The sequence below is a fragment of the Pseudomonas sp. PDM28 genome (assembly GCF_019219115.1).
Classification (GTDB): Bacteria; Pseudomonadota; Gammaproteobacteria; order Pseudomonadales; family Pseudomonadaceae; genus Aquipseudomonas; species Aquipseudomonas laurylsulfatiphila.
Genome location: NZ_JAHUWG010000007.1, coordinates 383,690 through 397,975, shown reverse-complemented (window position 1 = coordinate 397,975; position 14,286 = coordinate 383,690). Strand labels below are relative to the sequence as shown.

12 protein-coding genes are annotated in these 14,286 nt (G+C 62.5%); 8 read left to right on the top strand and 4 right to left on the bottom strand.

Going from position 1 to position 14,286, the window contains the following annotated elements; genetic code table 11:
• Positions 1-101 precede the first annotated feature (101 nt).
• Genes KW841_RS18495 through KW841_RS18480 form a run of 4 tightly spaced genes read left to right on the top strand, consistent with a single transcriptional unit; the run spans position 102 to position 2,966 of the window.
• A complete protein-coding gene (locus KW841_RS18495) occupies positions 102-884 on the top strand; it encodes an ABC transporter permease (RefSeq protein ID WP_218478882.1) in 783 nt (260 codons plus the stop codon).
• The gene (locus tag KW841_RS18490; RefSeq protein ID WP_218478880.1) at positions 884-1,732 is read left to right on the top strand and encodes an ABC transporter ATP-binding protein; all 849 of its coding nucleotides are present in this window, start codon (positions 884-886) and stop codon (positions 1,730-1,732) included. Before KW841_RS18495 ends, KW841_RS18490 begins: the two co-directional genes overlap by 1 nt.
• Complete coding sequence (locus tag KW841_RS18485; RefSeq protein ID WP_218478877.1) at positions 1,729-2,691, top strand: HEAT repeat domain-containing protein; 963 nt, start codon at positions 1,729-1,731, stop codon at positions 2,689-2,691. Before KW841_RS18490 ends, KW841_RS18485 begins: the two co-directional genes overlap by 4 nt.
• Positions 2,688-2,966, top strand: coding sequence for a DUF971 domain-containing protein (locus KW841_RS18480; RefSeq protein ID WP_218478875.1), 279 nt, complete (start codon positions 2,688-2,690; stop codon positions 2,964-2,966). The genes KW841_RS18485 and KW841_RS18480 overlap by 4 nt, the downstream gene beginning before the upstream one ends.
• 64 nt (positions 2,967-3,030) lie before the next feature.
• On the opposite strand, the gene KW841_RS18475 is transcribed toward KW841_RS18480, so the two are convergent.
• Positions 3,031-3,750 (bottom strand): ATP-binding cassette domain-containing protein, encoded by a 720-nt coding sequence (locus KW841_RS18475; RefSeq protein ID WP_218478873.1) that lies wholly within the window; start codon positions 3,748-3,750, stop codon positions 3,031-3,033.
• Positions 3,751-4,996: 1,246 nt separating this feature from the next.
• Here KW841_RS18475 and lexA point away from each other — a divergent pair.
• Genes lexA through KW841_RS18455 form a run of 4 tightly spaced genes read left to right on the top strand, consistent with a single transcriptional unit; the run spans position 4,997 to position 10,728 of the window.
• Positions 4,997-5,614: a transcriptional repressor LexA gene (gene lexA / locus KW841_RS18470; protein ID WP_007973328.1), complete on the top strand. Its 618-nt coding sequence runs from the start codon at positions 4,997-4,999 to the stop codon at positions 5,612-5,614.
• On the top strand, positions 5,614-6,231 hold the full coding sequence (imuA, locus tag KW841_RS18465) for a translesion DNA synthesis-associated protein ImuA (protein WP_007973327.1): 618 nt from the start codon (positions 5,614-5,616) through the stop codon (positions 6,229-6,231). Before lexA ends, imuA begins: the two co-directional genes overlap by 1 nt.
• Before the next feature lie 7 nt (positions 6,232-6,238).
• Positions 6,239-7,654 carry a DNA polymerase Y family protein gene (locus tag KW841_RS18460; protein WP_218478871.1) on the top strand — a complete coding sequence of 472 codons (1,416 nt, stop codon included), beginning with the start codon at positions 6,239-6,241 and terminating at the stop codon, positions 7,652-7,654.
• The gene (locus tag KW841_RS18455; RefSeq protein WP_218478869.1) at positions 7,630-10,728 is read left to right on the top strand and encodes an error-prone DNA polymerase; all 3,099 of its coding nucleotides are present in this window, start codon (positions 7,630-7,632) and stop codon (positions 10,726-10,728) included. Before KW841_RS18460 ends, KW841_RS18455 begins: the two co-directional genes overlap by 25 nt.
• A 120-nt stretch (positions 10,729-10,848) precedes the next feature.
• Here the strand turns inward: KW841_RS18455 and KW841_RS18450 are convergent, their stop codons facing one another.
• Genes KW841_RS18450 through KW841_RS18440 form a run of 3 tightly spaced genes read right to left on the bottom strand, consistent with a single transcriptional unit; the run spans position 10,849 to position 14,204 of the window.
• Positions 10,849-11,511, bottom strand: coding sequence for a flavin reductase family protein (locus KW841_RS18450; RefSeq protein WP_007973324.1), 663 nt, complete (start codon positions 11,509-11,511; stop codon positions 10,849-10,851).
• 12 nt (positions 11,512-11,523) lie between these two features.
• Positions 11,524-13,011, bottom strand: coding sequence for an amidohydrolase family protein (locus KW841_RS18445; RefSeq protein ID WP_218478866.1), 1,488 nt, complete (start codon positions 13,009-13,011; stop codon positions 11,524-11,526).
• Complete coding sequence (locus KW841_RS18440) at positions 13,008-14,204, bottom strand: amidohydrolase family protein (protein WP_218478864.1); 1,197 nt, start codon at positions 14,202-14,204, stop codon at positions 13,008-13,010. The genes KW841_RS18445 and KW841_RS18440 overlap by 4 nt, the downstream gene beginning before the upstream one ends.
• Positions 14,205-14,286: the final 82 nt, after the last annotated feature.

The following is a 14,286-nucleotide window of genomic DNA, read 5'->3' as shown; positions in this document are numbered from 1 at the left end:
GCTCGCGAAAGCGGTGGGTCAGTCGACATCAATGTTGAATGTCCGACCGCTTTCGCGAGCAAGCCCGCTCCCACAAGGGTCCAGGGTTGTGAGGAAGAATTGTGTACCGATCATTTTTACGCTGGATTCCCAGAGCCGCTTCACTGCTGCTCTGCCTGCTGTTCTGGCAACTCGCCGCCAGCCACCACTGGAACCTTGGCCTGGTGACCTTCGCCAACGTCCCGACCCCCTTGGCGGTCATCGAAGCCGCCCTCGGCCTGGGCGACTCGGGCAAACTCGCCCAGCACCTGGGCAGCAGCCTCGGCCGGGTATTCGCCGGCTACGTCGCGGCGCTGATCATAGGCGTCGCCCTGGGCCTGGCCATCGGCCGCTCGAAATGGGCCGAAGATCTGTTGCTGCCGCCCCTGGAAGTCCTGCGGCCAATCCCGGCCGTGGCCTGGATTCCCCTGGCGATCCTGATGTTTCCCTCGTCGGAACTGTCGATGGTGTTCATCACCTTCACCGGCGCCCTGTTCCCGATCCTGCTCAACACCGTGCACGGCGTCGAAGGCGTCGACCCACGGCTGATCGCCTCGGCGAAAAGCCTCGGGGCAGGGCGCCGGGCCATCCTGCTGGAGGTCGTTCTGCCGGGCGCGGCGCCGAGCATCATCACCGGCCTGGCCATCGGCATGGGCACCTCGTGGTTCTGCCTGGTGACGGCGGAAATGATCTCCGGCCAATTCGGCATCGGCTATTACACCTGGGAGTCCTACACCATCCAGAACTACGCCGACATCGTCGTCGGCATGTTGCTGATCGGCGTGCTCGGCATGGGCAGCAGCCTGCTGATCAAGCGTCTGGGCGGGCTGTTCACGCCTTGGCATCGACCACGAGGAAAAGCCTGATGAGCGTTTTTCAACACCTGGAAGGGCGTATCGATATCCGCGGGCTGTCCATCAGCCTGGGCGAGGGCCACGGGGCTTTCGAAGCGGTGCAGGGCCTCGACTGCCAGATCGAACCGGGGCAGTTCGTGTGCATCCTCGGGCCGTCCGGTTGCGGTAAATCCACCTTGCTCGGGGCGCTGGCCGGTCACCTGCAACCGCGCACCGGCAGCTTGAGCGTGGATGGCGCGCCGGTGTCGGGGCCATCGCCACAGCGGGGCATGGTGTTCCAGCAGCACACGCTGTTTCCGTGGCGCACGGTGCGTGACAACGTGGCGTTCGGCCTGAAAATGCGCGGCGTCGGCAAGGTCGAACGACTCAAGGCGGCGGATGAAATCCTTGCCCTGGTGGGCCTCGAAGAGTTTGCCGGGCGCTGGCCCGATCAATTGTCCGGCGGCATGCAGCAGCGGGTGGAAATCGCCCGGGTGCTGGTCAACCGTCCGCGCCTGTTGCTGATGGACGAGCCCTTCGGCGCCCTCGATGCCCTGACCCGGTTGAACATGCAGGAGCTGCTACTGGACATCTGGACGCGCATCCGCACCACCGTGGTGTTTGTCACCCATGACATCGACGAAGCGCTGTTCCTCGCCGACCGTTTGCTGGTCATGAGCTCGCGCCCCGGGCGAATCATCGAAGACCTGCGCCTGGACTTCCCCCGGCCGCGCAGCACGGAGCTGATGACCCGTCCTGAATTCTCGCATCTGAAGCGCCATTGCCTCGAACTCCTGCGGCACGAAGACGGCCGGCAACTGCCGCGCCTGAACCCGCTCGGACTTCCCCCTGAAAACAAACTGCCGCGATTTGCCCTATGACCTCACTATTCGATGTAACCGATAACGACGACATTCTGGCCCTGCAACCACGCCTGACCGATGACGACCCCGGCGTACGCCGGATCGCGCTGATCGAGCTGGCCGATCTTGAGGAACCGGACGGCCTGCAGTGGTTGATCGATCGACTGGCCGAAGACCCGATGGCAGAGGTGCGCGCCGAAGCCGCCCGGTTGCTGGAAGCCTGGGAGGACGCGCCCGTGGTCGAAGCCTTGTGCCAGGCCCTGACGGATCCATCCCCGGCGGTGCAGGCGGCTGCTGCGCAAAGCCTCAGCCTGCTCAAGAGCGAAGCGGCGGGCCGGGTCATTCTGCCGTGGACCGGGCACGCCGACAGCGGCGTACGCATTGCCGCGTTCAGGGCGTTGCGCGAGTTGCGTTGCCCCGATGCCGCCGCAGCGGCTGCCGCTGCATTGGACGATGAAAGCGCCAGCGTGCGCCGCGAGGCGGTGGGCGTACTCGGCTGGCTCAAGCAGCTTGATGCCTTGCCGGCACTGGCACGGTTGGCCAGTGCTGACCCGGACACCGACGTGCGGCGGGCCGCCACCGGGGCGCTGGGCCTGGCGTCTGACGCCCAGGTGCTGCCGGCCCTGCGCCAGGCCTTGCGGGACGCTGCCTGGCAAGTCCGCGAAGAAGCCGCCACCACCCTGGGCAAAGTCGGCCACCCCGACGCCGGCCCGGCCCTGATCGACGCCTTGGGTGACGATTACTGGCAGGTGCGTCTGCGCGCCACCCGCAGCCTCGGTCGCTTGCGTTATGGACCGGCGCTCGAAGCGCTGATCGACACCCTCGGCCACCGCATCAGCAACCTGCGCAAGGAAGCCGCGCTGGCCCTCGGCGAACTGAACGACCCACGGGCCATTGCGCCATTGCAGGCCGCGCAACACGACGGCGACCCGGAAGTGCGCAAGGCCGTGCGCATTGCCTTGAGTCAACTGCAATGAATCCGCTGGCGGTGGGTAATTCGCAGAGTAGGCAGCAGCTGCGATTGAACTGGCCTGATGGCCGCGAACAGTGGTTGGACCACGCCGAACTGCGTCGTCAGTGTCCATGTTCGCAGTGCCGGGCGTTTCGGCTGCGGGGGATGGCACCGTTGGTGGATGCCCGGGTTCGGGTAATCGAACTGAACCCGCAGGGCTATGGCCTGCAACTGGTCTTCAGCGATGGGCATGAGCGGGGGATTTATCCGTGGGCGTATCTGGCTGGACTTACCGACTGAATCGAATTCCATTCCTCGGGAGTTGTCGCGATCTGCGGCAGCTCCCCCGTGCGCTTCCAGTGGTTTATGTTGCGAATACAGGTTCAGTAACGGCCCGGATAAACGCATCGTCCACAGTCTTTACTCCATACTTTTGCATGAACTCACGGCCGTTGTTAAAGCGATTGAAGCGTTGCTGGCTGATCATATAAAAATAATCACAATGGTTAATGACTTCATCAACATTGTGCGAGGAAACCAGAATGGCGGTGCCCTCCCTGGCAGCGCCGTGAAGACATTGCCAGATATAGTGACGAAATTCGGGATCTACACCGGCAGTAGGTTCGTCGAGAATCACAAAGTCTGCAGAAATTGAAAGAAGGGAAAGCGTAAAGAACCAGCGTGTCTCTCCGTAGCTGCATAGCGATGACTTTTTGTTCCATATGTCCTGGTATCGGTCAACTATCGCTGGGCTCCAGGCACTTAGTTTTTTCAGGATTTTATCTTGTGTCATGGGCTCGTTTGATGACAGCGCAGATACCATTTTAAAAATGTCGCGCATGCGCAGCGGTGGGGGAGTGGAGATGATCTGGGAAAGGTATAAAAAGCGACTGAAGTCGTTTTTTATGAAGCCGGACTTTGCTTTTTTAAGCTCGCAGACGATATCGAAAAAAGTTGTTTTTCCAGATCCGTTGGGCCCCAGAATGCCGACAATGTCGCCTTGAGCGACCTCAAGAGATGCCTGGGTCAAGAGGGGCGTGTCTGTATAGGAGAAGTCAATGTTCTGTGCCGTGAATGTTTTCATCAGTACCGGCTCCATACGGGATTTATTCTTAGGTGTTTGAACGTTTTGTACAATGCAAAAACAAACAAAAGAACTATTGCAGTTGTGATGAGTTTGTTGGATTCAATGCCTTGTTCCATTATTTGGCTTGCAAGTGTCAGTGGGTTTGCGAGGTTCAAAGCGTCGGTGATGGGGTTTGGTCTGCTGGCACTCATTACTCCGAGGATCAATATGCAGAACGAAAAAATGGAAAGCAAAGTGTTCGAGTTCTGAAAATTGATCGGTAGCAATGAGAAGGCAGCCCCGATCGCGCAAAACATGATAAAGCAGATGTAGAAGCGTAGTGCGAGATTCAGTAGTTCATCGAAGGCGTAGGTTCCAAATGGAAGTTTGGTTGTCAAGTAAAAGGTTGCGCAATAAGATATTGAAATTAGCGAGTAGGCAATGAAGTGCGACAAAAGAAAAATCAGTTTTGATTCCCTGGAATAAATAAATGATCGGGTGAATCCGCTTTCCCTTCTTCCGATTATGTAAAAGGCGAATCCGAATAGTGCGACACTTGAAGAGATGTAGGCATAAAACCATGCCGAAATCGTAATGTAATTGCTGGAGAAATAGTTGGGGTCTTGCCTGGTTGTTGCAAAAAAATAGAACATTGCACAAGGGGATATCATGATCCATAAAAAGGCGATGGGTTCTTTTAGTTGTTCTTTGATGAATATGGAGGTTAGGGAGAGCACTCTGGGTAAAATGTTTTTAGTCATTGAATGGTATCGCCCTGAGGTTGTTTTTTTAGTTCGCTTTCGTTTGTGGTTTGCTGTCGGGTATTGATTAGTTGATTTTGATGTTGGGTGCAAGTGATGTTGTAGGGGGTTTCTTATGGCTTTTTAAGATGTCTCCTACATGTGATTGGGACGCTTAATGGTTCGGTTTGGTTCTAGTGGGTGTGGGTTCAAATGTGGATCCGTGGAATTCCTTTTTGAAACGGTGTTTTAGTTTTCGGCGCACAGAAATGATCTTGCTATGTTGAGTAAGATACTTCTGTCGGAGTCAGTGCGCGTTTTGTACTTTTTTATGGATTTTTATTTTCTTCAAATGCTGATTTTTTCAGAAAAGCGACGAGCGGCAGGTTTTATCCGTGGTCTCCCTGGCTGAACCTGGCTCCTGTAGGAGCTGCCGCAGGCTGCGATCTTTTTGCTCTGGTCCCAAGAGATCGCAGCCGACAGCGCCTACAAGTCCTTGCCAGATAAATGCCAAAAGAGTACAAGTGTACTCCATGACGACTCTGACTCCCCGCCGTACCGCCATCCTGACCTTTATCCGCGATCGCATCGCCGAGCACGGTCAGCCTCCGAGCCTCGCTGAAATCAGCGAGGCGTTCGGTTTCGCCTCCCGCAGTGTGGCGCGCAAGCATGTGCTGGCGCTGACCGAAGCCGGGTTTATCGAGGTCAACCCGCATCAGGCCCGGGGCATTCGCCTGCTCGGGCAGCCGCCGCGTCCCGAGTTGCTGGACATCCCGGTGCTTGGTCGGGTGGCGGCTGGTGCGCCGATCGGGGTCGATGCGCAAATCCATAGCCGCTTGCTGCTCGATCCGTCGATCTTCTCGCGGGTGCCGGACTACATGTTGCGGGTGCGCGGTGATTCGATGATCGAGGACGGCATTCTCGACGGCGATCTGGTAGGCGTGCACCGCAACCCCGAGGCGCTCAACGGGCAGATCGTCGTGGCGCGGCTCGACGGTGAAGTCACCATCAAGCGCTTCGAGCGGGTCGGCGATGTGGTTCGCCTGCTGCCGCGCAACCCGGCCTACCAGCCGATCATTGTGCACGCCGATCAGGACCTGGCCATCGAAGGCGTGTTCTGTGGCCTGGTGAGGCAAGGCTGATGGGTGCCGTCGTTGCGCTGGATACGCTGTTCAATGGCGGCCAGGTCTGGAGGGGCCGGCCTGCGCCGCCGGCCGCCAGCCCGCAGCCTACCGGGCATGCGGCACTGGACGCGGCATTGCCCAGCGGCGGCTGGCCGGAGGCGGCGCTGACGGAAATCCTGCTGGCCGGGCAGGGCGTGGGCGAGTTGCAACTGGTGTGGCCGACGCTGGCACGGCTGTCGGCGGCGGGCGAACGCATCGTGCTGGTGGCGCCGCCTTATGTGCCGTATCCCCAGGCGTGGCAGGGTGCCGGGGTCGATCTGCGTCAGCTGTCGATCATCCGGGCCAGCGAGCGCGATGCGCTGTGGGCCGCGGAACAATGCCTGCGTTCGGGCAGTTGCGGCGCGGTGCTGTGCTGGCCGCACAAGGCCGATGATCGTGCCTTGCGCCGTTTGCAGGTGGCGGCGGAAACCGGCCAGACCCTGGCCTTCGCCTATCGCCCCCTCAGTGAAGCGATCAACCCTTCGCCGGCGGCCCTGCGCATCGCCATCGATGCCCGGCCGGCACAGCTGCGCGTGCTCAAGTGCCGTGGCGGCCTGGCCCGTTCGGCGCCGATTGCCTTCGCCGTGGGGCATTGAGGTTGCCATGCGCTGGGTCTGCATTGTTTTCCCGCAACTGGCGCTGGACGCGGCATTGCGTCAGCGCACCGATCCTGATGAACCCCTGGCGTTGCTGACCGGCCCGGCCCAGCGCCGGGTGTTGCAGGCCGTCAACGCTGCGGCGCGGGCGCTGGGTTTGCGTCCCGGCCAGTCCATGAGCGCGGCACAGGCCTTGAGCAAGGGGTTTGCCACGGCTGAATACGACGCCAGTGAAATCGAACGCTGGCAGCAGTTTCTCGCCGCCTGGGCCTATCGCTTCAGTTCCCAGGTCAGCGTGCATTACCCCCGTGCCCTGGTGTTCGAGATCGAGTCCAGCCTCGGCCTGTTCGGCGCCTGGCCGCAATTCGAAGCGCTTTTGCGCCGTGAGCTCGGCGAACTGGGGTTTCGGCACCGCATCGTGGCCGCGCCCAACCCGGTGGCGGCGCGGGTGCTGGCCAACGCCTATGACGGCCTGGTGGTCCCGGATGATCAAGCCTTGCAGCATCACCTGGGGCAGATGCCCGTCGACCGGATCGGCCTCGAAGCACAGGTCGCCACGGCCTTGTCGCGCATGGGCCTGCGCACCTTGAGCCAGGTGCAGGCGTTGCCCCGGCAGAGCCTGGCCCGGCGTTTCGAGGCCCAGGTGCTCAAGCATCTGGATGCGTTGCTTGGCACGCGGCGGCTGGCGCTGGCGTTTTACCTGCCGCCGGACCGCTTCGATGTACGTATCGAGCTCAATTTCGATGTGCAGTCCCATCAAGCCCTGCTGTTTCCGTTGCGCCGGTTGACGGGCGACCTGTCGGCGTTCCTCTGCGGTCGCGACAGCGGCGTACAGCGTTTCGACCTGCATCTGGAGCACGCCGGGTTGCCGGATACGCTGATCAAGGTCGGCCTGCTCAGCGCCGAGCGTGATCCGGCGATGCTCTTCGAACTGGCCCGGGGGCGGTTGGAGCAAGTCCAGGTCGAGGCGCCGGTGCGCGGCTTTCGCTTGTGTGCCGAGGATTTGCCGACCTTCGTGCCCCAGCATCAGGAGCTGTTCGACGATCGCCCGCAGCAGTCCTTGCCCTGGGAGCAACTGCGCGAACGCCTGCGGGCACGGCTGGGGGATGACGCGGTGCATGGCTTGCGCTTCCAGGCCGATCATCGCCCCGAGTGCGCGTGGCAGGCCAGTGCCGACAGCCAGCCTTGCGCAGCGTTGGGCGCCGTGAAGCGGCCGGGCTGGCTGCTGACCGAGCCGCTGGCCGTGCATCAGGGCTCGGCGCGCATCCTCATGGGGCCTGAGCGTATCGAGTCCGGCTGGTGGGACGGTGACGACGTACGCCGTGACTATTACCTGATCGAAACCCGTGCCGGCCAACAGGGCTGGGCCTACCGGGCGGTCGGCGAGGACGGCCCGTTGTGGTTGCAGGGCTGGTTCGCATGAGCCGCGACTATGCCGAATTGCACTGCCTGTCGAACTTCAGCTTCCAGCGCGGTGCCTCCAGTGCCCTCGAACTGTTCCAGCGCGCGAAAAAACAGGGTTACCAAGCCCTGGCGATCACCGACGAATGCACCCTGGCGGGCATCGTTCGTGCCTGGCAAGCGGCGAAGTCCGTGGAGTTGCCGCTGATCATCGGCAGTGAAATACGCATCGAGAACGGTCCGAAACTGGTGCTGCTGGTGGAGAGCCTCGAGGGCTATCAGGCGCTGTGCCGATTGATCACCCGCGCCCGGCGCCGCACGCAGAAAGGCCAGTATCAGGTGCTGCGCGAAGACTTCGGCGAACCGTTGCCGGGGCTGTTGGCGTTGTGGGTGCCGGACGCTGTCGATGCCTTTGCACAGGGCCACTGGCTCAAGCAGGTCTTCGGCGAACGCCTGTGGCTGGCGGTGCAGTTGCATCGCGGTCAGGACGATGGGCAACGCCTGAACGATTTGCTCACACTGGCTCGGGAACTGCGAATTCCCGCCGTGGCCAGTGGCGATGTGCACATGCACGCACGCGGGCGCCGGGCCTTGCAGGACACCATGACGGCTATCCGTCACCACCTGCCGGTGGCCGATGCCGGGTTGCGCCTGCACCCCAACGGCGAGCGCCATCTGCGCAGTCTCGATGTGCTGCAGGCGCTTTACCCGCCAGACTTGCTGGCGCAAACGCTGGTCATTGCCCGGCGCTGCACCTTCGACCTCGGCCAGCTGCGTTATCAATACCCCCGCGAACTGGTGCCGCAAGGGCACTCGGCCACCTCGTGGCTGCGTCATTTGACCGAGGAAGGCATCGAGTGGCGCTGGCCAAAAGGGCCGAAAAACGAAGTGTTGGTGCAGATCGATAAAGAGCTGCAACTGATCGCGGAGCTGGGCTATGAAAGTTATTTCCTGACGGTCCACGACATCGTCCGCTTTGCCCGCCAGCAACAGATTCTTTGCCAGGGTCGTGGTTCTGCCGCCAACTCGGCAGTGTGCTTCGCCCTGGGGATCACCGAAATCGATCCGGATCGCACCACGTTGCTGTTCGAGCGCTTTCTGTCCAGGGAACGTAACGAACCGCCGGACATCGATGTCGATTTCGAACATGAACGCCGCGAAGAAGTCTTGCAGTACGTGTTCCAGCGTTATGGCCGGGCCCGCGCCGCGCTGACGGCGGTGGTCAGCACTTACCACGCCGCCGGTGCGGTACGGGATGTGGCCAAGGCCTTGGGTTTGCCGCCGGACCAGATCAACGCCCTGGCCGATTGCTGCGGTCACTGGAGCGATGAAACGCCCCCTGTCGAACGCCTGCGTGAAGGTGGTTTTGACCCGCAGAGCCCGGTGCTGCACCGGGTGCTGAGCCTGACGGGACAGTTGATCGGCTTCCCCCGGCATTTGTCCCAGCACCCCGGCGGTTTCGTGATTTCCGAGCAGCCGCTGGACAGTCTGGTGCCGGTGGAAAACGCCGCCATGGCCGAGCGCACCATCATCCAGTGGGACAAGGATGACCTCGACGCAGTGGGCCTGCTCAAGGTCGATATCCTGGCCCTGGGCATGCTCAGCGCGATTCGTCGATGTTTCGATCTGCTGCGCCGGCACCGGGGCCTGGACCTGAGCCTGGCGACCATCCCGGCCGAGGATGCGGCCACCTACCAAATGATCGGACGGGCCGACACCATCGGCGTGTTCCAGATCGAGTCCCGGGCGCAGATGTCGATGTTGCCGAGGCTCAGGCCCAAGACGTTTTACGATCTGGTGATCGAGGTCGCCATCGTTCGGCCGGGGCCGATCCAGGGCGGCATGGTGCACCCGTACCTGCGGCGACGGAACAAGGAAGAGCCGGAGGTGTATCCGTCGCCGGAACTGGAAGTGGTGCTCAAGCGCACCCTTGGCGTGCCGCTGTTTCAGGAACAGGTGATGCAGATCGCCATCGTCGCCGCCGACTACAGCCCCGGCGAGGCCGATCAGCTACGCCGCTCCATGGCCGCGTGGAAACGCCACGGCGGGCTCGAACCGCACAAGGAGCGGCTGGCCGCCGGCATGAAGAAAAACGGCTACACCGCCGAGTTCGCCGCGCAGATCTTCGAGCAGATCAAGGGCTTTGGCAGCTACGGTTTTCCCGAGTCCCACGCCGCTAGTTTTGCCTTGCTGACTTACGCCAGTTGCTGGTTGAAATGCCACGAGCCGGCGGCCTTCGCCTGTGCGCTGATCAACAGCTGGCCGATGGGGTTCTACAGCCCGGACCAGATTCTGCAGGACGTTCGGCGTCATCATTTGCAGGTTCGCCCGGTGGACGTGCGCGCCAGTGACTGGGACTGCAGCCTGGAGCCGATCAGCGGTGCGCAACCGGCGCTTCGCTTGGGGCTACGCATGATCAAGGGCTTTCGCGAGGACGATGCCCGACGCATCGAAGCGGCCCGCTCGCAAGGCGCGTTCGCCGACATCGCCGACCTCGGTGGGCGGGCGCGGCTCGATGCCCGCGCCCAGGAGCAACTGGCCGATGCCGGCGCGTTGCGTGGCCTGGCCGGCGACCGCCACCGGGCGCGCTGGGAAGTGGCGGGGGTGCAAAAGCAGCTGGGGTTGTTTGCCGGCCTGCCGAGCCAGGAAGAGGACGCGGTGGCGCTGCCAAAACCCACCGTGGGCGAGGACCTGCAGGCCGATTACGCCAGTGTCGGCACCACCCTCGGGCCGCATCCGCTGGCCCTGTTGCGGGGTGAGTTGAAGGCGCGGCGCTGCCGCAGTTCGAAAGAATTGCTGGACGTCGAGCACGGTCGGCCGGTCAGCGTCGCCGGGCTGGTCACCGGCCGGCAACGCCCGGCCACTGCCAGCGGCGTGACCTTCGTCACCCTCGAGGACGAGTTCGGCAACGTCAACGTAGTGGTGTGGCGCGACCTGGCCGAGCGCCAGCGCCAGGTGCTGGTCGGCTCGCAGTTGCTCAAGGTCGACGGGCGCTGGGAGAAGGAAGGCGAGGTCCGGCATCTGATAGCCGGGCGCTTGAGTGACCTGAGTGCGTTGCTCGATGGCATCACTGTGCGTAGCCGGGATTTTCACTGACGCCGCAAGCCTGTGGGAGCGAGCTTGCTCGCGATGACGGTTTTACAGTCAACATCTGCGCTGCCTGACAGACCGCTATCGCGAGCAAGCTCGCTCCCACAGGGTTTGTGTTAATGCCTGCTATTTGGCCAGTGGCCAAAACCGCTCGCCACCGCCCGGGGCATCCGTCCACGCCTGCAGCGAGCGCGTCGGCAAATCGAAGTAATCCCGCGTGCGCGCATAGCCATGCCCACCCATGCGTCCGATGGCATCGAGCCCCAACTGATCGATGTACAGGGTTTTCGGGTCGATCAGTTCGTCACGCACATGCGCCATCAGCACTTCACCAAAGATGATCTCCCGGGATTGGCCGATGGACAGCGCCATCATCCGCCGGCACTCCAGCGCCACCGGGGCTTCGCCGATGCGCGGGCATTTGACCGTGGTGCCAGGGATGGCGGTGAGGCCGGCGGCAGTCAGTTCGTCGAAGCCGGGGGCAAAGGGCACGGCGCAGACGTTCATGGCCTCCACCAGGGCGTCGCTGACGATGTTCACGGTGAATTCCTGATTGAGCTGGATATTGCGGGTGGTGTCCTTGGGGCTTTGGTCGCCGTAGTTTTCCACGCCAAGGGCAAGGATGGGCGGATCGGCCGACAGCGCATTGAAAAAGCTGAACGGCGCCGCGTTGATCCGGCCTTCGCCGTCGACGGTGGTGACCAGGGCAATCGGTCGTGGCACGACGCTGCCGATCAGAATCTTGTATTTGTCCCGTGGGCTCAGTGTGCTGAAGTCAAAGCTTTGCATAGGCAGAATTCCCTAAAGGAGAGGTTCGATCGCGCTCAGTGGCGTCTGTGCGCTGTAGTCGTCGGCGAACGGGATGGCCGGCTGGAACAGGCTTTTCCAGTCCGGTTGGCCGAAGGCCCGGTCGCTGTGGCTGCGCATCAGTTTTTCGAATTGGCGTTGGGCCTGGCGTTGCAGGGCGGGGTAGTCGACGCCCTCGACCTGGCCGTCCTGCATCACGCAGCGGCCATCGATGTAGCTGGCGATGCAGTCGTCGCCGCGACCGGCCAGTACAAGATTTTTCAGCGGGTCGAACAAAGGCCCCAGGTGCATCCCGCGCAGGTTGAACACGCTGATGTCGGCCTTGCAGCCCGGTGCCAGTCGGCCGAGATCGTCGCGGTCCAGGGCCCTGGCGCCGCCGAGGGTCGCGGCGTTGTACATATCCAGTGTGCTGGTCAGTGAGTTGCCGCCCTCCATCAGTCGGGCGATGTTCAGGCCCTGGCGCATGTTGTCGAGCAAGTCCGCCGGCCAGGTGTCGGTACCGAGGGCGAAGTTGACGCCCCTGGCCCGATAGCGGCCAAACGAATTCAAGGCCTCGCCGTCCCGGGCAAATACCACCGGGCAATGCACCAGGCTCGCGCCGCCATCCACCACACGTTGCAGGTCGTCATCGCCGTGGGTGTAGATGCCGTGGGGCAGCAGGCTGCGCGGGTTCAGCAGCCCAAGCTGCTGCAACCAACCCAATGGCGAGGTGCCGCGCAGTTGCTCGACCATCGCCACTTCACCGAGGCCCTGACAACAGTGCAAACGCATCGGTGCGTTCAGTTCCCGGCTCAGCGCGGCGGTGCGTTGCAGCAGCGCCGGGGTGCAGGTCTGGATGCGATCGGGCAACAGCGCACCACGAATCAGGCCGTTGTTCGCGCCGTCGAAATCCCGGAAAAACCGTTCGGCGGCATCGAGGCCGGCCATGCCCCGGGCTTCGTCCCAGTGGTGTGCCAGGCTGCCATCGGCGCGCCAGTAACTCATGCCGCTCATGTAGCAAGGGCCCAGGTAAGTGCGCAGCCCCAACTCGGCCGCCACGCCGGCGACCGCCGCAAACTCGTCGTAAGTCTCGGCCCACTCGCGGTAATACATCGAGGTGATCGGCATGGCCGTGGTGATGCCGTTGCGGATCAGTTGCGTGAAGGCGTAGCGGTATTTGAAGACTTCTTCTTCGGGGCTGTAACTTTCCCGCGATCCACGCGCCAGATACTGCGCCGACCACATCCGGCCCATGTCGCGCTCGTCGCCGTTGTCCAGGGTCAGTACCGTGGAATCAAGATCGCCAAGGGCATCCAGATCGATGAAGCCGGGGCCGATCAACGCGTTGCCGTAATCGATCCACTGATCCACCGGGCCCGGATAACCGCGCCCGACAAACTCGATGCGCGAGCCTTCGAACACCACTTCGCCGTCGCGCCACAGCACATGCTGCGTGCCGTCGAAGCCGACCACGCAACTGGCTCGCAAGCCGATGCGCTTCACAGACGGCTTTCCAGCAAACGACCGCCCGCAGCGATCAAACGACCGGCGCGATAGACTTGACGCGGCGGTCGCGAAACCACCGCTTCACCCAACGTTTGCGAGGGCATCAGCAGGAAATCCGCCGGCTGGCCGATCTGCAGGCGATTGGCTGCGCAACCCAGCGCCTGGGCACCGTTGACGGTCGCCGCCTCGAACGCCGCCGCCAGTTCTTCGTCCTTGTTCAAATCGAAGCGGAACGCCAGCAGCATCGCGCGCTCCAGCATGTCGCCGTTGCCCATCGGCGACCAGGCGTCACGAATGCCGTCAGAGCCCAGGCATACATTCACACCGGCTTCGCGCAGGGCCAGGAACGGCGGCACCGCGCAATCGGCCGGGGCCGAGCTCATCAGCGAAACTCCCAGTGTCGCCAGGCGCTCGGCCACCGGTTTGACCTGGCTCCATGGCAGCATGCCAAGGCAGTAGGCATGGCTGATCATCACCCGGCCTTGGCGGCCGAAGCGTTCGGTGTAGTCGGCGATGAGCGCGATCTGCCACAGGCCCAACTCGCCCTTGTCGTGCAGGTGAATGTCGACGCCACGGTCGAATTCGCTGGCCAGCTTGAAGACGAAATCCAGTTGGGCAATCGGGTCGTTGTCGATGCCGCACGGGTCCAGGCCACCGACGTTCTCCACGCCCAGGGCCATGGCTTCGCGCATCAGTTCGGCGGTGCCGGGGCGGCTGATCAGGCCGGTTTGCGGGAACACCACCAGTTGCAGGTCGATCAGGTCGCGGTATTGTTCGCGCAGTTGCTGCATGGCCTCGACATGCCGCAGGCCGAATTCCGGGTCGATGTCGACGTGGCAACGCATGGTCAGCGAGCCGCGGGCGATGCAGTTTTCCAGCAGGGCGCCGGCCCGTTGCGCAATCGGTGTGGTGACTTCGCGCAGGATGCGCCGTTCGTTGGCGATGTAGTCCTTGAGGGTCGGACCTGCACTGTTGGGGCGCCATGGCTGGCCCCAGAGGGTTTTGTCCAGGTGGACGTGGCTTTCCACCAGGGCGGGGGTGAGCAACTGGTTCTGGCCGTCGATGTCGGTGGCGGCCAGGGCCGCGTTCGAAGCCGGACGGCGTTGGGTGAACCGGCCGTTTTCGATCAGCAGGTCTTCGGCGGGGGTGCCGTAGGGGCGCACGTTGCGTAGCCAGCGGGGTTGGGTCATTTAAAACCTCAAATTCTGTGGTGTTTGGGAGGGCCTCATCGCTGGCAAGCCAGCTCCCACAGTGATTTGTGTTGGGCACAAA

What these genes read in the sequence shown, in the direction of transcription:
- KW841_RS18460 (WP_218478871.1), top strand. Translation starts at nt 6,239, where the DNA reads ATGCGCTGGGTCTGCATTGTTTTCCCGCAACTGGCGCTGGACGCGGCA.
- KW841_RS18485 (WP_218478877.1), top strand. Translation starts at nt 1,729, where the DNA reads ATGACCTCACTATTCGATGTAACCGATAACGACGACATTCTGGCCCTG.
- KW841_RS18480 (WP_218478875.1), top strand. Translation starts at nt 2,688, where the DNA reads ATGAATCCGCTGGCGGTGGGTAATTCGCAGAGTAGGCAGCAGCTGCGA.
- KW841_RS18450 (WP_007973324.1), bottom strand. Translation starts at nt 11,511, where the DNA reads ATGCAAAGCTTTGACTTCAGCACACTGAGCCCACGGGACAAATACAAG.
- KW841_RS18440 (WP_218478864.1), bottom strand. Translation starts at nt 14,204, where the DNA reads ATGACCCAACCCCGCTGGCTACGCAACGTGCGCCCCTACGGCACCCCC.
- KW841_RS18490 (WP_218478880.1), top strand. Translation starts at nt 884, where the DNA reads ATGAGCGTTTTTCAACACCTGGAAGGGCGTATCGATATCCGCGGGCTG.
- imuA (WP_007973327.1), top strand. Translation starts at nt 5,614, where the DNA reads ATGGGTGCCGTCGTTGCGCTGGATACGCTGTTCAATGGCGGCCAGGTC.
- KW841_RS18475 (WP_218478873.1), bottom strand. Translation starts at nt 3,750, where the DNA reads ATGAAAACATTCACGGCACAGAACATTGACTTCTCCTATACAGACACG.